This window comes from Euzebya tangerina (assembly GCF_003074135.1).
GTDB lineage: Bacteria > Actinomycetota > Nitriliruptoria > Euzebyales > Euzebyaceae > Euzebya > Euzebya tangerina.
Genome location: NZ_PPDK01000001.1, coordinates 2,093,507 through 2,111,030, shown reverse-complemented (window position 1 = coordinate 2,111,030; position 17,524 = coordinate 2,093,507). Strand labels below are relative to the sequence as shown.

At 68.7% G+C, this 17,524-nt stretch carries 15 protein-coding genes; 6 read left to right on the top strand and 9 right to left on the bottom strand.

What is annotated here, in order from left to right:
- Positions 1–12: 12 nt before the first annotated feature.
- Genes C1746_RS09740 through rfbB form a run of 3 tightly spaced genes read right to left on the bottom strand, consistent with a single transcriptional unit; the run spans position 13 to position 2,800 of the window.
- A complete protein-coding gene (locus C1746_RS09740; protein WP_116714409.1) occupies positions 13–906 on the bottom strand; it encodes a glycosyltransferase family 2 protein in 894 nt (297 codons plus the stop codon).
- Positions 907–916: 10 nt separating this feature from the next.
- Positions 917–1,759, bottom strand: a complete 843-nt coding sequence (gene rfbD, locus C1746_RS09735; RefSeq protein ID WP_116714408.1) for a dTDP-4-dehydrorhamnose reductase — start codon at positions 1,757–1,759, stop codon at positions 917–919.
- A 6-nt stretch (positions 1,760–1,765) separates the two neighbouring features.
- Positions 1,766–2,800: a dTDP-glucose 4,6-dehydratase gene (rfbB, locus tag C1746_RS09730; protein ID WP_116714407.1), complete on the bottom strand. Its 1,035-nt coding sequence runs from the start codon at positions 2,798–2,800 to the stop codon at positions 1,766–1,768.
- 98 nt (positions 2,801–2,898) lie between these two features.
- Here rfbB and C1746_RS09725 point away from each other — a divergent pair, with 98 nt between their 5' ends.
- On the top strand, positions 2,899–3,537 hold the full coding sequence (locus C1746_RS09725; protein WP_116714406.1) for a DUF1684 domain-containing protein: 639 nt from the start codon (positions 2,899–2,901) through the stop codon (positions 3,535–3,537).
- Positions 3,538–4,004: 467 nt separating this feature from the next.
- Entirely contained in the window at positions 4,005–4,856 is an 852-nt protein-coding gene (locus tag C1746_RS09720) for a PDDEXK family nuclease (RefSeq protein ID WP_162867579.1), read from the top strand.
- A gap of 105 nt (positions 4,857–4,961) precedes the next feature.
- Here C1746_RS09720 and C1746_RS09715 read toward each other — a convergent pair whose 3' ends face one another.
- Positions 4,962–6,026 (bottom strand): glucose-1-phosphate thymidylyltransferase, encoded by a 1,065-nt coding sequence (locus tag C1746_RS09715; RefSeq protein WP_116714404.1) that lies wholly within the window; start codon positions 6,024–6,026, stop codon positions 4,962–4,964.
- A gap of 35 nt (positions 6,027–6,061) precedes the next feature.
- On the bottom strand, positions 6,062–7,609 hold the full coding sequence (locus tag C1746_RS09710) for an LCP family protein (protein WP_116714403.1): 1,548 nt from the start codon (positions 7,607–7,609) through the stop codon (positions 6,062–6,064).
- A 136-nt stretch (positions 7,610–7,745) separates the two neighbouring features.
- Between C1746_RS09710 and C1746_RS09705 the strand changes: the two genes are divergently transcribed.
- Positions 7,746–8,402: a TIGR03089 family protein gene (locus tag C1746_RS09705; RefSeq protein WP_116714402.1), complete on the top strand. Its 657-nt coding sequence runs from the start codon at positions 7,746–7,748 to the stop codon at positions 8,400–8,402.
- Here C1746_RS09705 and C1746_RS09700 read toward each other — a convergent pair.
- Entirely contained in the window at positions 8,399–9,793 is a 1,395-nt protein-coding gene (locus tag C1746_RS09700) for a sensor histidine kinase (RefSeq protein ID WP_116714401.1), read from the bottom strand. The two genes, C1746_RS09705 and C1746_RS09700, sit on opposite strands and share 4 nt — an antisense overlap.
- A gap of 205 nt (positions 9,794–9,998) precedes the next feature.
- On the opposite strand from C1746_RS09700, the gene C1746_RS09695 reads away from it, so the two are divergent.
- The 3 genes from C1746_RS09695 (at position 9,999) to C1746_RS09685 (ending at position 14,071) form a co-directional block, all read left to right on the top strand.
- A complete protein-coding gene (locus C1746_RS09695) occupies positions 9,999–11,300 on the top strand; it encodes a magnesium transporter (RefSeq protein WP_116714400.1) in 1,302 nt (433 codons plus the stop codon).
- Positions 11,301–11,327: 27 nt separating this feature from the next.
- On the top strand, positions 11,328–12,527 hold the full coding sequence (locus C1746_RS09690; protein WP_116714399.1) for a potassium channel family protein: 1,200 nt from the start codon (positions 11,328–11,330) through the stop codon (positions 12,525–12,527).
- 107 nt (positions 12,528–12,634) lie between these two features.
- Positions 12,635–14,071: a hypothetical protein gene (locus C1746_RS09685; protein WP_116714398.1), complete on the top strand. Its 1,437-nt coding sequence runs from the start codon at positions 12,635–12,637 to the stop codon at positions 14,069–14,071.
- A 13-nt stretch (positions 14,072–14,084) separates the two neighbouring features.
- On the opposite strand, the gene C1746_RS09680 is transcribed toward C1746_RS09685, so the two are convergent.
- Genes C1746_RS09680 through C1746_RS09675 form a run of 3 tightly spaced genes read right to left on the bottom strand, consistent with a single transcriptional unit; the run spans position 14,085 to position 17,515 of the window.
- Positions 14,085–15,227, bottom strand: a complete 1,143-nt coding sequence (locus C1746_RS09680) for an acyl-CoA dehydrogenase family protein (RefSeq protein ID WP_116715653.1) — start codon at positions 15,225–15,227, stop codon at positions 14,085–14,087.
- Between the two features lie 31 nt (positions 15,228–15,258).
- A complete protein-coding gene (locus C1746_RS22005; protein ID WP_162867578.1) occupies positions 15,259–15,441 on the bottom strand; it encodes a hypothetical protein in 183 nt (60 codons plus the stop codon).
- 49 nt (positions 15,442–15,490) lie between these two features.
- Complete coding sequence (locus tag C1746_RS09675; protein WP_116714397.1) at positions 15,491–17,515, bottom strand: acetyl/propionyl/methylcrotonyl-CoA carboxylase subunit alpha; 2,025 nt, start codon at positions 17,513–17,515, stop codon at positions 15,491–15,493.
- Positions 17,516–17,524: the final 9 nt, after the last annotated feature.

Here is a 17,524-nt window from a genome sequence, read left to right as displayed (position 1 = left end):
CTAGTCATCGGCTCACGCAGCTTGGGCATGAGTCCGACCTTGCATTCGGGACCACACGATGACCGACACGGCCCAGCCCAGCAGACCGAGGCGGATGAGCAGCCGAGTGGCCAGGCCCGGGCTGTAGCGCCGGTCGAAGAAGCGGTCCAGGCTGCGTGCGTGCTCGAGCACCATCCGTGTCCGGCGGCTGCCGACGGAGGCACCGATCGCGTGGGTGACCTGGGTCACGGGGGCAAACGTCACCCGCCAGCCGAGTTGCCCCAGCCGCCAGCAGAGGTCCACGTCCTCCACGAACATGAAGTAGGCGGGGTCGAAGCCGCCGGCCTCGTCGAAGGCCGCGGCGTTGAAGGCCACGCAGCAGCCGGAGAGCCAATCGACGTCGCGGGGCGACTCGTGATCCCAGTCCGTCAGGCGGTAGCGCCGGGTCCAGCGGTTGGTGGGGCGCAACAGGCCGAACAGCGCATGGCCCAGGGCGGTGGAGATGTCGGGGAAGCTCCGTGCCGAGAACTGCAGGCGGCCGTCGGGGAAGACCACGCGGGGGCCGGCCGCGCCCACGTCGGGATTGGCCCGGAGGTAGGTCGCCAGGTCGCGCACGGCCTCGGGCTCGAAGCGGGTGTCGGCGTTGGCCACCACGATCACGTCGCTCGGCTGCTCGATGTCGAGTCGCCGCACACCGGCATTCACCCCACGACCGAAGCCGAGGTTCGGCAGTGCCACCCGGATGACCCAGGGGTGGGACCGGGCGACGGCCGTGAGGGAACCGTCCGTGGAGCCGCAGTCGACCACCACCACGTGATCCGCGCCGGCGGTCTTGGCCGTCTCGAGGCAGGCCAGGAGGTCACCCTTGGTGTTGTGGTTGACGATGATCAGCCCGCTGGCGGGCTCGCCGCTCGGACCCCGGCTCACGGGTGGCTCGTCACGCGATCCGCTCGATCAATCGCGCCAGCGAGTCCTCCCAGGCCGGCATGGCCGGCAGGCCGATCTGGCGGCTCATCAGGTTGTCGAGCACCGAGTAGGCCGGCCGCGGCGCCGGCGCACCGAACGACGCGGTGTCCGTCGGGGTGAGGTCGACGGTGACGTCGGCCAACTCGAAGATGAGCTTGGCGAACTCGAACCAGGTGCAGTGACCGGTGTTGGTGAGGTGGTAGGTCCCGTAGGCGTCGGTCTGCGTCAGCCGTCGGATCTGCGCCGCCAGGTCGTCGGTGAACGTCGGTGAGCCGCACTGGTCGTCGACCACCTGCACCGCGTCCCGTTCCCGTCCCAGGCGAAGCATCGTCTTGGCGAAGTTGCCTCCGGCGGCGCCGTGCACCCAGGAGGTCCGGACGATGTAGTGCTGCGGGAGGCTGTCACGGACCTTCTGCTCCCCCGCCTCCTTCGTCCGGCCGTACATCGAGACGGGACAGGTCGGGTCGAACTCGGTGTACGGACGGCCCAGGCTGCCGTCGAAGACGTAGTCGGTCGAGACGTAGACCATCTGCGCGTCGTAGGTGTCGCAGGCGCGGGCCACGTTCCACGAGCCGGTGGTGTTGACCGACCAGGCGTGTTCGGTCTTGGTCTCACACGCATCGACGGCGGTGAAGGCTGCCGAGTGGATGACCACGTCAGGGCTGGTCGTCTGGATCGCCGAATCGACGGCGTCGACGTCGGTGATGTCGAGACCAGCACGGTCCAGCGCGGTGACGGTGTCGCCGGCCGACTCGAACACCGATGTCAGGTCTGTGCCCAACTGGCCACCGGCACCTGTGATGAGCACGCGCATGCGGGGCTAGGTCCCGGTGCTGCCGGCGTCGACCAGTCCTCGGCGGTCGCTGGCGCCACTGTCCTTGAGCGGCCGCCACCAGGCCTCGTTGGCGCGATACCACTCCACGGTTGCATCCAGCGCGTCGGTGAAGCTGTGCGCCGGTTCCCAGCCGAGTGCACGAACCTTGGCGGTGTCGACGCTGTACCGCAGGTCGTGGCCCGGACGGTCGGCGACGTGCTGGATCATCGCCTCGGCGTCCTCGTCTCGCAGGTCGAAGCGGTCGAGGATCGCGTAGGTCAGCGCCTTGTTCGTCAACTCGTTGCCCGCGCCGACGTTGTACACCTCTCCCGGAGTGCCCTGCGTCAGCACGAGCCACTGGGCGGCGGCGTTGTCGATGACGTAGGTCCAATCGCGGACGTTCGAACCCTCGCCGTAGAGGGGAACGGGGCGCCCGTCGATCAGATTGGTCACGAAGAGCGGGATGACCTTCTCGGGGTAGTGGAAGGGCCCGAAGTTGTTGGCCGTCCGGGTGACGGTGATCGGGAAGTCGTAGGTCACCCCGTAGGAGCGGGCCAGCAGGTCCGCGGAGGCCTTCGAGACCGAGTACGGCGAGTTGGGCTCGAGCGCATCTCCCTCGACGAAGGAGTCCGGCTCCTCGATCGATCCGTACACCTCGTCGGTCGAGATGTGCAGCGTGCGCTCGATGCCGAGGTGACGAGCGGTGTCGAAGACGATCTGCGCGCCGATCACGTTGTTGACCAGGAACTCGGCGCCGCCGGTGATGGAACGGTCGACGTGGGACTCCGCCGCGAAGTTGACGATCGCGTCGTGCCCGGCCATCGCCTCGGTCACGTGATCGTGGTCGCAGATGTCCCCCTTGAGGAACGTGTACCGGTCGGCGGTCGTGGGATCGGCCTCGATGTCGGCCAGGTTGGCGGGGTTGCCGGCGTAGGTCAGCTTGTCGAAGTTGGTGATCCGGACGTCGGCGTCCTGTGACAGGGCGTACCGGATGAAGTTCGATCCGATGAATCCGGCGCCGCCGGTGACGAAGATGCGCATGGCCTCGCTGCGATGGGTTGGAGATGGGTGGTCGCGTGACTGCGCCCATCACCGTACTTGTCCGGCCGCTGGTCTGACTGGTGTCCTATCGTTCGCCCATGGATGACGGTGGACCGGACGAGATCCTGGCCCTGCTCGACTACCGGCGGCAGGTGGCCGGGCTCTACGGTCAGGTGCGTGCGGCGGGGGCGGACGGGCCGGCGGAGGCGTGGCAGCAGTGGCGGACTGGTCGGGACCGGCTGATCGGCAGGCACTCGCAGAGTCCGCTGCCGGCGGATCGGCGAACGCCCTCGTGGGTCACCCCGTTCGGCCCCTACGACCCGGCGGCGCGGGTGCTCGGATCCTGGGAGGCGGTGGAGACTGGGGAGGTGGTGGAGATCCCGCACTCCGCGGACGGGACGACCCGGTTCGTCGAGGTGGGGCTCGTGCGCTTCTCGCTGTCGGGGGTGGGGTGTTCGTTGCGGGCGTTCTGGTTGGATGCCTACGGAGGTGGGCTGTTCGTCCCCTTCCGTGACCTGACCAATGGGGACCTGACCTACGGGGGCGGTCGGTACCTGCTGGACACGGTCAAGGGCGCGGACCTGGGGCTGGTGGAGGGCCGCGTGGTCCTCGACTTCAACTACGCCTATCACCCGTCGTGTGCCTGGTCCGACGTGTGGTCGTGCCCGCTGGCGCCGCCGTCCAACTGGCTGGATGTGGCGGTGGAGGCGGGCGAACACCTCCCCCTGCGCACCTGAGCCGGCGCTGTAGGGGCTCGAGCGCTCGGGCGGGGAACCTCACCTCACGGCGGGGAACCTCACCTCTGGGTGGGGAACCTGATCTCACGGCGGGGAACCTCACCTTGGGGTGGGGAACCTCACCTTGGGGTGGGGAACCGGGCCTCGGGGTGGGGAACCTGGCCTAGTGCGGTGAGACCCCGACGGTTGACCAGCCGCGTTATCCACAGGCGGCGCCTCATTCCACTCGCGCCCGTTCCCGTGTGACGCACGATCGTGGGATGCAACCACCAGACCAAGACACCATCCATCGGCTCGCGTCCCACCAGGAGGGTGTCGTGGCGACTTGGCAACTGCGGCTCCTGGGCCTCAGGCCGTTCGAGCTTCACCAACTGCCGAAGCGCTCGGGCTGGACGAGGCTGCACCGGGGGGTCTGGCGCCTCGACCTCGCGACGGACCCAGTCAAACAAGCGACATGGGCCGCTCTCTTGGCGACGACCACGCCGCCCACCACCGGTCCCATCACCTGGGAGGAGGCCCACCGCGCGGCCCGGTCCGGCGTAGCGGTCACCGGCCTCTCCGCCGCGTACGTCCGAGGAATCGCCACGACGGCGCCGCCTGAGCCGCAAATACTCATCCCGCACTCGGTGAAGAGAATCGTGCCGAACGTCCGAGTCGTCCGGACGCGCTTCTCGCCCATCGATCAGATCTTCGTCGGCGGCCTGCCTCTGGCTGATCCTCTCCGCATGTTCTGGGACCTGGCATGGATCGGGCGACGCGAGCGTGACATTGTCTTCCCGCTCGTCCGCTGGATGTCGCGAGCCGACGGCCTGCGGATCATGCGGGCCAAGGACCTTCACGAAGTCCTGCGCGATCCTGCCGCCTTCAGGCTCCCGACGCCCCTCCCGACGTCATTCCGACTGGCCGTGCTTCGTCTGGCGGCGGGCCACTCCCACTCCGGGTCTGAGCACGTTGGACGGCGAATCGCCGACGAGATCGCCCGGCCGCTGGGCCTTCGCGTTCACCCTCGGCCCCTGCCGCTCCCCGACGAGTTCAACCCGGTCGCGGAAGCTGACATAGCGATCGAGCAGATTCGGCTGGACATCGAGATCGATGGGCCACATCACGACTCACCCGACCAGATCCGACGCGACGCCCGTCGCGACAGCCGCATGCGTGAGGAACTGGACTGGACCGTGAGGCGCTACCGATCATCGCTGGTCCATGAGGATGAGGCGAGCTACCGGCGGGGAGTCGAGTGTGCCATCCATGAAGCAGCCGATCGCTGCGGGGTGACGCTTCCCGTCCGTCGATCGGCGGCCGCTCATCTGGCGCAGTGAGCCAGGGACGTCTCCCACACACGAGGCCAGGTTCCCCAACGCGAGGCCAGGTTCCCCACCCCGAGGCCAGGTTCCCCACGCGAGGTCAGGTTCCCCACCCCGAGGTCAGGTCAGGCCGACCCGCGAGTGATCCCCGAGCATCAGCCGCATCGCCACCGGACGTCGCTCCGAGCGACCGACCTCAACCTGCTTGCCGATGAGGGAGTCCTCCATCCGGCCGACGTCGGTGATCGTGGTCTCCTCCAGCACGATGGAGTGCTCGATCTCGGAGTTCGTCACCCGACAGTCGTGGTAGATCGCCGTGTACGGCCCCACGAACGTGTTCTCGATCACCGTGTTCTTCCCGATCACCGCCGGCCCCCGGACCACGGAGTTGATCAGCCGGGCCCCCTCCTCTATCACCACCCGCCCCTGGATCTCGCTGGCCTCGTCGACGGCCCCGACCACCCGGGGCTCGTAGGTGTCCAGCACGATCCGGTTGGCCTCCAGCATGTCGGCCAGCTTCCCGGTGTCCTTCCACCACCCCGTGATGGTCCGCTCAGCCACCGTCTGCCCATCGTCGATCAGCCACTGGATGGCGTCCGTGATCTCGAGCTCACCCCGCGGCGACGGCTCGATGGCGTGGCAGGCGTCCATGATGTTGCCGCTGAACAGGTACACCCCGACCAGGGCGAGGTCGCTCTTCGGCTCGCTGGGCTTCTCCACCAACTGCGAGACGTGCCCGTTCGGACCCAGCTCGGCGACGCCGAAGCGCTCGGGGTCCCGCACCTTGGCCAGCAGGATCTGGGCGTCGGGTTCGGTATCGGCGAACTGCTGGACGAACTCCGTGATCCCGCCGGCGATGAGGTTGTCACCCAGGTACATGACGAAGTCGTCACGGCCCAGGAACTCCTCTGCCGTCAGCACCGCGTGGGCCAGGCCCAGCGGCTCGGGCTGGGGGACGTAGGTCACCGTGATCCCATACCGCGAGCCGTCGCCGACGTACGCCTCGATCTCCGGTCCCGTGTGGCCGACGATGATCCCGACCTCGGTGATGCCGGCGGCGGCGATCGCCTCCAACCCGAAGTCGATGACCGGCTTGTTGCCGACCGGTACCAACTGCTTGGCGGAGGTGTGGGTGATCGGCCGCAGCCGCGTGCCGGAGCCCCCGGCCAGGACAAGTGCTTTCACGCGGCCACGCTAACAGCCGCGTTCTCCGGGCACCGCTAGCAGCTGACCTCGCTCTGCGTGGCGCCGGTGAACTCGGAGGTGTCGGTGGGTGTGTCCAGCGGGACCGTCGGACCCTCCTCCACCGCCTCGGGGTCGAAGTCCTCCGGCGCGAACTCCTCGGGGTCGAAGTCGCTCCCGAGTATCAACGTCAACGTGTCGGTCTCACGCGTGGTGTTGTTGGTCGATACGCCGCCCAGTGACTCCGCCAGAACGTCGGCGTGGTCCTGGCGTGTCTCGGGGTACAGGACCAGCGAGGCAGAAAAGCCGTAGTTCTCCGCCGTCCCGGTCTCCTCGACCCGGTAGCCCAGCGACTCGAGCACCGCGGCGGTTTGGTCTGCCAGGCCATCGCGCCCCGACCCGTTCTGGACGACGATCGGGATGACGTTGGGTGGACCAAGGGTGATCGGTGCCGCATCGACACCGACATCCTCGGGCAGCAGGTCGCCGGTCCGGAAGGCGGCGTACAGGGCCTCGGCCTGCTCGTCCAGGGGACGGATGACGGCGGCGTCGTCCTCACCGAACCGGCTGTCGAAGCCGGGAACGGTCCTGGTGTCGACGCGGCCGGAGCTGATGTTGCGGACGCTGGTGGCGAGCTCGACCATCTCGCTGGCACCGAACCCGCTGTCGGTCTCGATGACCTCGGAGATCGAGCTGATGAGCGCGGCGACCCGGGCGGGATTGACGAGGGTCTGCAGGCTGGCTGCCTGGTCCAGCATCTCCCTGGCGAACCGCTGCTGCCGTGCGATCCGGCCGAAGTCGCTGTCGATGCTGCGAGCGCGGACGAACTGGAGTGCGGTCACGCCGTCGAACTCCACACAGCCCTGCGGCACGTCGAGGCCGGCGAAGCGGTCTCGGATCGGCGCGTCGAGGTAGAACTCGACCCCGCCGAGCGCATCGACGGCGTCGACGAAGCCGGCCAGGTTGACCCGGACGTAGTGGTCGATCTGGATGCGGGTCATCGCCGAGATGGTGCTGACGAGGCACTCAGGCCCTCGGCCCTCCTCCTGCTGCTCGCCGATGAAGAACGCGCTGTTGATCTTGCCGAGCGACCCGTCGCACCGCTCGACCAGCAGATCACGAGGGAAGGAGAGCATGGCTGCGCCGTCGGTCTCCGGATCGATCTGGAGCAGGATGATGGTGTCGGTCAGGTCCGTCCCGACGTCCTCGGTGCCGATCTCGGCCAGCTGGGCGTCCGTCAGGCCCTCGCGCGAGTCCGAGCCGACGATGAGGATGTTGGTCCGCCCGACAGTCTCCTCGATGTCCGGCACCACCAGCGGCTCGTCGACTCCGGGGGCCGGCGCGAAGGTCTGGCCCTCCTGGGGGATGATGGTGACCGTCGGGTCCTGGATCTGGCCCAACTCCCACCAGATGAGGCCGGCGTAGGTGGCTGAGACGACCAGCCCGAACAGCAGGACCCCCACGACGGCGATGAGGCTCAGCCGGCCCCAGTTCGGTCCGCCACTGCGCGGCTTCCCGTAGAGCACGCGCGGTCCGAAGGCTCCCGGACGTAGGCGGGAGCCCACGGGGGAGTTAGACGCAGCCATGTGCGGGTAGATCCAATCGGGGCAGTTGGGAGAGGGCGGCCGGACGCCTCGTCGTCCGCACCACGCGAAACAGCGTATCGTCGTCGCCGCCCGGATCAGGGGTGGCCGCCCGGGCACACCAATAGGCTGCGAGCTGATGCCGACCTTGTTCCACGAGCTGACGCGCCACACCCGCGACCTGGGCGACCACCCTGCCGTCGTCTTCGTCGACGCCGGGACCGGCGAGCGCACCGAACTCGGCTTCCGAACCCTCCACAACTGGGTGTCGAAGACGGCCAACCTGCTGGCCGACGCGCTGGACATCACCTTGGGCGATGAGGTCACGGTTGAGGGCCCACTGCACTGGCTGATGCCGGTGGCCTGCTTCGCCACCTGGGCGTGCGGGGCAGCCGTCCGGCTGGACCCGGGCGGTCAGGCGAGCATCGGGCACGAAGCTGACACATCTGAGGCCGCCGACGTCCTCATCGGCACTGGGATGGGGGGCCGCCCGACCGGTCCGGTCCCCGGAGAGGCGCTCACCGTCACCGACATCCTCGCCGAGCCCGACGACTTCATCAGCGATCCGGAGGACCCGGGCGCCTGGGCCATTGGCGGTCGCACGCAGGCCACCCTGCTCGGCGAGACGCAGCGCGCCGCACCCGAGACCCGGATCCTGCACCACGGCGACCGATTGACCGAGGACACCGTCTTCGTGATCGCGCGGACCCTGGCGGCCGGCACGGGCCTGGTGCTGGCGCGTGGCTTCGACGGTCCGGGGCTGGCCCGACTGGCCCAGCAGGAGGGCGTCAGCTAGGGCTGTCGGGCGGATGCCGTCCGCGCGTCGGCCGTGGCTGGCGTCATGCCGTCGTCGATGAGCACCGACACCTCGCCGACCCGGCGGCTGGCGTCGGGGGTCAGGTCTCCGGCTGGCAGATCGATCTCGAACACCGCTCCCCCCGCGGGATAGGCGGAGCGGTACTGGATCGTCCCGTCCAGCACGCCGACGAGGTACCGGACGATCGCCAGGCCCAGCCCGTATCCGTCGGCGGTGCGGCTGTCGCCCACCGAGGCTTGCGTGAACTCGTCATACATCCGGGATTGGAAGTCCGGCGGAATGCCCGGCCCGTGGTCCGCGACGGTGATCACGACCCGGTCCGGGGTCCGGCCGACCCGTCCGGTCAGCAGGATGGGCGGCCGTCCGTACTTGTGGGCGTTGGACAGCAGGTTGCCGAGCACCTGCACCAGCCGTGTCGAGTCGGCCTTGACCCAGAGGTCCTCCGGACAGTCGATGACGATGTCGTCCGCTTCGGCCAGCGACGCCGCTTCGTCGAACCAGGTCGCGAGATGGAGCTTGCGCGACGACAGCGGCAGGTCGCCGGTGTGCATGGCCGAGACGGTCAGGACGTCCTCGACCAGCTCCGACAGTTTCACCGACTGCCGGTCGATGGCGCTGATGGCCGCCCGCTTGCCGGCGTCATCCATCTCGTCCCACCGCGACATGAGTGTGCGGGAGAACCCCTTGATCGCCGTGAGCGGCGTCCGGAGTTCGTGGTTGGTGACCGAGATGAACTCGAGCTGGGACTTTCGGGCAGCTTCCAGGGCCCGGTTCGCATCCCGCAGCGCGGCGCCACGACGGTCCAAGGTGCGCTTGGCTACCTGCAACTGGTCGCGCTCCTTCACGAGGCGACGGGCCGTGAGACCGGTGGCGACCGCCATGATGGCGCCGATGCCCATCCGGAAGGTGATCGACTGGGGCAGGAACGGCACGTCCCAGACGGCGGCGCCGTAGACCTCCCGGAGGGTGTACAGGACGGTGATCACACCCAGCACCGCCAGCCCACCGCGCAACTCGAAGACGATCGCGCCCTCTATCAGCACGAGGTAGAGCAGCGCCCACACGGCCGTCTCAGGATCGAAGGTGTGCGCGGTCACCAGCATCATGACGACCACGATGTCGCCAGCCAGGCCGACCAGCGCCCACCGCCTCGCCGCCGTGAGGGTGGTGGCGCGGGCCGCACCCACGAAGACCGTGGGGGTCACCAACGACAGCACGGCCATCGCGGACCAGGCGATCCAGAGGGTCCCGGGTGGATAGGGGAGGTAGAAGGTGGCGATCTGGAACATGCCGAAGGGTATGGCCGCGACACGTGCCCAGGTCAGGGTCCGCTGGACCCCGACCAACTCATCCCTCCGGTCCTCGTTCACCTGTTCGTCAATCCCCGATCTGTGGCCCCGAGCTGCGATCCTAGGCACATCGTTGTGCTGTAACCCCAGCCTCGCTCACTGCAACCATTTGTCCATAGCATCAGGACACCCCCCACGGGCTAGTTACCTCCGGCTAGGTGCTGCTAACGCGCCGTGGAGATTGGCCCACGTTGTTGTGGGCATGAGCCCGTAGACTGCCGGCCCGTTGGCTTCCTTCCCGCAGAGTCGTCTGACCGCCGCGATCGCGGGGGCGCTGCGGCCTGCGATCGCGTGGCTGAGCCGTCGCCGCCGCCTCCCGTTGGTCCGCGAGGTGCTGAGCCACTGGCTGCGCGAACGGTCCACCGTCCGGCAGGGCCTCCTCGCGCTGACCATCGGCATCGGGATCACCCTGGTGGCCGGCGTGATCCTCGGCGCGATGGACGGGCTGCTCGAGGAGCTACCCGGTCTGCTCGTCCTGGCGCCCGCCGCGATCGGCATGCGGGGCGCCATCTTCGGAGCCCTGGGTGCCCGCCTCGGCACGGGGATGCTGACCGGCCAGATCCAGGGGGAGTTCAGCCGCGACTCCTTCCTGGGCCAGAACACCGAGGCCGCAGGCATCCTGAGCCTGGTTACCGCGGTCCTCCTGGCCGCCGTCGCCAAGGGTCTCACCGGAGTCCTGGGCCTGGAGGTCATCGCGTTCACCGATCTCGTGATCGTCTCGGTGATCGGCGCGGTCCTCAGCTCGCTCGTGGTCATGGGTGTGGTGATCGCGCTGACGCGGTCCGCGGAGCGCTTCCGGTGGGACATGGACGCCATCGGTACACCGATCATCTCGGCCAGTGCCGACATCTCGACGCTTCCCGCCCTGATCGTCGGCACCTTCGCGATCGGCAACGCCGTCGTCTCCGCCATCCTCGGTTGGGTCATGGTGCTGGCCGCGGCGGTCGCAACGGTCTACGGGCTGCGCCGCTCACTGGACCTCGCCCGTCGAGTGATCCAGGAGAGCTTGCCGGTCCTGCTGTTCACCGCGGTCATGGGTGTCCTGGCCGGAACGGTCCTCGAAGCCCGAAAGGAGACGCTGATCTCCAGTGCGGCCCTGCTGGTGGCCGTGCCACCGTTCATCGCGAGCTCAGGAGCCATCGGCGGCATCCTCTCCGCCCGTCTCTCCAGCCAGCTCCACCTGGGACTGGTCGAGCCGAAGGCCTTCCCCGGTCGGCCCGCCTGGTTGGAGGGCAGCCTGACGGTGCTGTTCGCGGTGCTCGGATACCTCGCCGTGGGGGGCCTGACCCACCTGGCCGCGGCCCTCCTCGGCTATGGCTCGCCGGGGCTGCTCCCCATGATCGGCATCGTCTTCATCGCCGGGATGTTGGCCGTCATGCTCATCTTCCTGGTCGGCTACTACGCCGCCACGGCGTCATTCCACTTCGGCCTCGACCCCGACAACGTCAGCATCCCGCTGGTCACCTCGACCATGGATTTTGTGGGCATCCTCTGCCTGGTTGTCGGCATACTCACGGTGGGTGCGTGAGCCGCGTGTCCACAGACTTGGAACCCCATGCGTAGAACAGTCAAAGATCTGCTGAGCGCCAGCAAGGACTCCACCGAGTTGATGCTGGACCTGGCCTTCGCGTCGGTCTTCCTCGATGAGGAGAAGCTGGCACGTGAGGTCCTGCGGCTGGAAGACCGCATGGACCACGCCGTCCGGGAACTGCGCATCCTGTGCATGTTGGCGACCCGGTCGCCGGAGGATGCCGAGCAGCTGTCGGGTGTGCTGGGTCTGGTCAACGCCATCGAGGAGATCGCCGACGCCGCCGAGGACATCGCCCGGGTGACCTTGCGCGAGCTCGGTGTGCCGCCGGCTCTGCGCGACGACCTGCGGTACGCCGACGAGGTCACGGCACGCGTGAAGATCCGGGACGACTCCGCGCTGGCCGGCCGGACGCTGCGCGACATCGGCCTGCCATCCGAGACGGGGATGTGGGTCATCGCGATCCGCCGTGAGGTCGAGTACGAGCATGGGCCGTCCTCTGACACCACGCTGCTCGGCGGGGATGTCCTGTTCCTGCAGGGGCCGGCCGAGGGTGTGGACCTCGCCCGTCACCTGGCGGGTGCCAGTCGGCTCAATCTCCAAGCGCCACCACAGCCGAAGAAGCTGAGCGACCTCGATCGCGCCGTCGACATCCTGATCGAGATGAAGAACGCGGCGGAGGCGGCGGTCGGCCTGGCCTACTCCGCGGTGCTGTTCGACGACACCGGCCTGGCCAGCGAGGTCAGCGGGATCGAGGACCTCTGCGATGGGCTGTACCACGACCTCCAGCGCTGGGTGCTACGGGCCGCCCGCGAGCTGCCGGATGACGATGACCTGGACGGGCTTCGGGCTCTCATCTCGATCGGACAGTCGGCCGAGTCGATCGCCGATGCGGCACAGGAGATGACCCGGCTGGCCGAGTCGCCGGAGGAGACCCACCCCGTGATCCGCGCGGCGCTGATCAACACCGAGGAGCGGGTGGACGACGCGGTGGTGCAGGCCAGCTCCGACATGGTCGGCAAGACGCTGCGCGAGTTGAAGCTGCGGACGGCAACCGGCGCCGATGTCCTCGCGCTCAAGCGAGGGGGACGGTGGATCAACAAGCCCAAAGCCACCAGACGACTGGAGGACGGCGACCGACTGGTGGTGCTGGCGCCGGAGGAGGGAATCGAACGCCTCCGCGAGTGGGCCGGCGACTCCCGCGAGGTCGAGGACGGTGACGAGTAGGCCCTGTCCTGTCGGGTCGGACCCGACTCGCGGGGGTGTGTCACCTTCGAGCACAGGCGCACGCGAACCTGACGCACCTGGACGTCGACCGGGGCAGGCTGGGGCCAATGAGCCGGGCTCGGACCGCAGTCCTCGTCATGGCCGCGGTCTTCGCGGTCGGACTGTTGGCGCGCACACCGGCCGGCGACAGCTTGACCGATCCCCCTCCCCCGCCGAACGCCAGCGCGTCTGAGGCCACGCAGCCCCGCCCGAGTGCGCCAGCCGGCGTCCCGTCCCAGCAAGACTCCCCAACCGACACGATCCCGAACGGACTGGCCCGACTGAACGTCGCCGTCCTCGACCCCGCCACGCTCGCGGTCAGTCAGCCCACGTTGACCACGGTCGGCGAGGAGTGGCGAGCCAGCCTGGACGGTGGCGAGCTGGTGCTGATCGAGGACATCCCCGGCTCCGACGACGCACAGGCACGTGTGGTGACGGACGCAACTGCTCCCGATGCCTGGCCAGTTGTGCGCGTGCCGCGCCTGCGAGACCTGGAGTGGATCGGGGCGAGCGCCCAGCGCGACGACGGTCGCCTAGGTCCCACTGCTGACGGGCTGACCAGCGACGGCCCGTCGGCGTCAGAGCCAGCTACGGCCGAACGGCCCGTGCTGGCCTGGATCGACACGAACCGTGTGATCCGGAGCAACCTGAGCGGCGAGGCGAGAACTGCCCAGTCGCTCCCGCCAGGACGGGAGCTGAGAGACGCTCGGCTCCTTCCCAACGGCAGCCTCGCCGTCCTGTTGCAGCCCACCGACGACGAACCCGTGCAGCTGGTCCGGATCGACCTCCGCACCGGCATCCTCTCCACCTTCACCGAGGTCGGCCAGGCCGGGGCCCGAGGCGAAGGCGCTGTGGTGCACGCCTGGGACCTGGATGCCGATCGGCTCTACGTGGCCGACGGCCCCCTCTCCAGGCTGTGGAGCATAGAACTGTCGACCGGGCTGATCCGCACCGTCGATCTGCCGGCGGAGGACAACCCGGTCTCACAGGCCGCCCGCAGTGGCCGGCTGGTGCTGGCGGCCGCCGACGGTGAGGTCGCGGTGAGCGGCCGTGGTCGACAGCGGTTCATGAACGACTTCGACGGCCAGCCGTTCGGCATCGCGCTGTACGACGCCAACCTGAACCAACAGGCTCTTCTCGACGACGGGATCACCACGAATGTGGCGCTCCAGCCCGGTAGCGACCGGATCTATGCCTTCGGCACCGAGCCGGGCGTCAGGTTGCTGAACGGGCGGTTGGAGGAGGTCACACGGGCTCTGGAGGACGTTTCTGTCACCACGTTCGTGGCCGGCTCAGGACTCAGCTACGCCGCCACCTGCCCGCTCGAGACGGCGGACTTCTGTGAGCTGGTGGGGGCGCTGGGCGGCGAGGACCCGCTGGGCCGGCAACTCCACGCGCTCAGCTCCGGGACGGGGGAGGTGCTCGGAACCCGAGCGGTGTTCCGCACCGAGGAGGTGTTCCTCCCCGGGCAGGCGCTGATGGTCTCGCCAACCGTCCCGGAGTAGGCCGGCCGAGGCGTCAGCCCACACCGAGGGAGCGGGCGATCAGGATCCGCTGGACCTCGCTGGTCCCCTCGCCGATCTCGAGGATCTTGGCGTCCTGGTAGAAGCGGCCGACCGGGTACTCGGTGGTGAAGCCGTACCCGCCGAAGATCTGGGTTGCCTCACGGGCAGCGGTCACGGCGTACTCCGTCGACATCAGCTTGGCCACCGACGCCTGTCGCTTGAACGGCTTGCCGTTCTCCATCAACCAGCAGGCGTAGAGGTACTGGTTGCGAGCCACCTCCGCCATCGCCTCCATGTCGGCGATCTTGAACGCCACCGCCTGGTAGGACCCGATCGGCCTGCCGAAGGCCTCCCGCTCCCCCGCGTACCGCACACACTCGTCCACACATCCCTGGATGAGGCCGACGGCCAGCGCGGAGATGGCAATCCGCCCCTCGTCCAGGATGTTGAGGAAGTTGGCGAACCCACGGCCGGTCTCACCCAGCTGGTTCTCGGCGGGAACTCGCACGTCCTCGAAGTAGAGGTCGCGGGTGTCACTGGCGTGCCAGCCGACCTTGTTGTAGCCATTCCCGATCGTGTACCCGGGCGTCCCCGTCGGGATGACGAAGTTCGTGACCTCCCGCGGGTCGTCGTTGGTGACGGCCGTGATGGTCACGAACTCGGAGATGTCGGTCCCGACGTTGGTGATGAACTGCTTCGAGCCGTTGATGATCCAGTGGTCGCCGTCACGAACAGCCGTGGTCCGCAGGCCGCCCGCGTCCGAGCCACCGCCAGGCTCCGTGAGGCCGAAGCCGGCCAACGCCCGGCCCTCCGCGAGCTGGGGCAGCAACTCCTTGCGCTGGGTGTCGGTCCCGAACTTGTAGATCGGCTGTGCGCCGAGCCCGACGCCGGCCTCCAACGTGATGCCCAGGGACTGGTCGACCCGCCCGATCTCCTCGATGGCCAGGCAGAGCGAGAGGTAGTCGCCGCCCTGACCGCCGTACTCCTCGGGGAAGGGGAGGCCGAAAAGGCCCATCTGTCCCATCTGGGCAACAAGATCCAGCGGGAACTCGCCCGTGGCGTTCATCTCCTCCGCCCGGGGCGCCACCTGGTTGACCGCGAAGTGCCGGACGACCTCACGAAGTGCTCGCTGTTCCTCGGTCAGTTCGAATGAGATGGCCACGGGCGCTCCAGACGGTTGGTGAGAACTAGCTCCGACTCAACACCTTGACAGCCAGGCTCACAACCGCCAAAAGGATGGCCGCGCCGATCAACCACTTGATGATGCCGACGACCGTCGTGATGACGACCCAGCCGACGAGGAGGAGGACGCCAAGGAAGAGGAGGCCGCCCACGGGGCCGGCTCCGCCGGGAGAGGAGTTGCCAGACATGGGTCTGAGCCTAAGCCCGGATCAGCCGTCATCCCATCGGGGGTTTCCCCTACTCGTGGGGCTCGACATCAACCAGCGGTGCCTCCATCCCGACCTGCTCCCCGGCTTCGACGTGGACCGCCACCACCGTCCCATCGAACGGTGCCTTCAGCGGGTGCTCCATCTTCATGGCTTCGACCACCACCAATGTCTGGCCCGACTCGACGCTGTCGCCGACGACAGCTGAGATGGCTGCCACCGACCCGGGCATGGGGGCCACCAGTGCTCCGTCGCCCCCGCCCGGACCCGATCCCGCCCCGGCCGCCAGACCCTCCTCCTTGATCAACCAGGCCCGACCATCCCGGCCGATCCACGCCTGCGCGTCGTCCATGGTCAGCGCGTAGGCGAACCGGCCGCTCAGGTGACCTCCGGGGAGGTACTCCACGACCAGCTGACCGTCAGCCAGGCGGACCTGTGCCGTACTGGGAGCGCCATCGGCGATCCGCACCTCCATCCCATCGCGGGTCACCCTGACGAACACATCGGTGATGGCGGTTGCACCGACCGGCCGCAGTGGCCACCTCGTCCAGCTGGGCTCCCCGACCCGCCAGCCCCCGGGGATGTCGAAGGGGTCGAACGACGTCGGCAACGCACGCTGTCGTCGGGCCACGGTGGCCAGCGCCACCGCCGCCAGGACCTCCTCCGGGGGCGCGTCGGAGCCCGACGTGCCGACGGCCATCTCCTCGATGAGGCCCGTGTGGAGGTCCCCGCTCGAGACTGCGTCCAAGGCGATGAGGTCACGCAGGAAGCCGATGTTGGTCGGGAACCCGAACAGGACGGTCCGGGCCAGGGCCCGGTCCAGGCGAGCCAACGCCTGCGCCCGGTCGGGGCCATAGGTGGTCAGCTTGGCCACCATCGGGTCGTAGTCGGCGGTGACCGCGTTTCCGGTCTGGACCCCGGCATCGACGCGGACGCCGGTCGGGCCGATCGTTCCCAACCCGGCATGCTCGGGAACGTCGAACCGGACCACCTGCCCGCCGGTCGGGAGGAACCCCCGGGCGGGATCCTCGGCGTAGAGGCGGGCTTCCACGGCGTGCCCGGATGGCAGCAGCTCTTCCTGACGCAGTGACAGCCGCTCGCCCGCGGCGACGCGGATCTGCTGCTCGACGAGGTCCAGGCGATAGACCTCCTCGGTGACCGGGTGCTCGACCTGCAGCCTGGTGTTCATCTCGAGGAAGAAGAACTCGCTGGCCTCCGAGTTCGTGATGAACTCGACGGTCCCCGCACCCTCGTAGCCCACCTCCCTGGCGATGCGGACCGCCGCCTCCCCCATGGCGACGCGCACGCCCTGCGACAGCACGGGGGAGGGGCACTCCTCGATCACCTTCTGGTGGCGACGCTGGAGGGAGCACTCCCGCTCACCCACCCACAGCGTGGTCCCGTGACCGTCGGCCAGGATCTGGATCTCGATGTGCCTCGGCTGCTCGACGTACCGCTCCAGCATCATGGTGTCATCACCGAAGCCGCCCATCGCCTCGCGCCGGGCGGCGGTGATCATCTCCTGCAGCTCCCCGGGCTGGGAGACGATGCGCATCCCCTTGCCCCCGCCGCCGGCGGCGGCCTTGACCATGAGGGGGTAGCCGACGCCGTCGGCCTCGGCGATCAGCTCCTCGTCCGTCATGCCCGGTCGGTACACCCCGGGGACGATCGGAGCGTCTGCCGCGACGGCCAGCTCCTTCGCCGAGATCTTGTCCCCCATCGCGGTGATCGCACCGACCGGAGGCCCGATGAACGTGAGATCGGCATCGGCGAGCGCCTGCGCGAACGCCGCGTTCTCCGACAGGAAGCCGTAGCCCGGGTGGACGGCCTGGGCGCCCGTGGTGCGGCACGCGTCGATGATCTTCTCGATCGAGAGGTAGGAGTGGCTGGCGGCGGCTGGGCCGATGTGCACGGCCTCGTCTGCCAGGGCGACGTGCGGCGCGGTGCGGTCCGGGTCGCTGTAGACGGCGACGGCACGCAGGCCCAGCGCCTGGACCGTGCGGATGACGCGGACGGCGATCTCGCCGCGGTTGGCGATCAGGACGGTGTCGAACATCGTGGGCCC

Coding starts and splice junctions, on each gene's coding strand:
- C1746_RS09710 (WP_116714403.1), bottom strand. CDS start 7,609: ATGGCTGCGTCTAACTCCCCCGTGGGCTCCCGCCTACGTCCGGGAGCC.
- rfbD (WP_116714408.1), bottom strand. CDS start 1,759: ATGCGCGTGCTCATCACAGGTGCCGGTGGCCAGTTGGGCACAGACCTG.
- C1746_RS22005 (WP_162867578.1), bottom strand. CDS start 15,441: ATGTCTGGCAACTCCTCTCCCGGCGGAGCCGGCCCCGTGGGCGGCCTC.
- C1746_RS09685 (WP_116714398.1), top strand. CDS start 12,635: ATGAGCCGGGCTCGGACCGCAGTCCTCGTCATGGCCGCGGTCTTCGCG.
- C1746_RS09705 (WP_116714402.1), top strand. CDS start 7,746: ATGCCGACCTTGTTCCACGAGCTGACGCGCCACACCCGCGACCTGGGC.
- rfbB (WP_116714407.1), bottom strand. CDS start 2,800: ATGCGCATCTTCGTCACCGGCGGCGCCGGATTCATCGGATCGAACTTC.
- C1746_RS09675 (WP_116714397.1), bottom strand. CDS start 17,515: ATGTTCGACACCGTCCTGATCGCCAACCGCGGCGAGATCGCCGTCCGC.
- C1746_RS09690 (WP_116714399.1), top strand. CDS start 11,328: ATGCGTAGAACAGTCAAAGATCTGCTGAGCGCCAGCAAGGACTCCACC.
- C1746_RS09725 (WP_116714406.1), top strand. CDS start 2,899: ATGGATGACGGTGGACCGGACGAGATCCTGGCCCTGCTCGACTACCGG.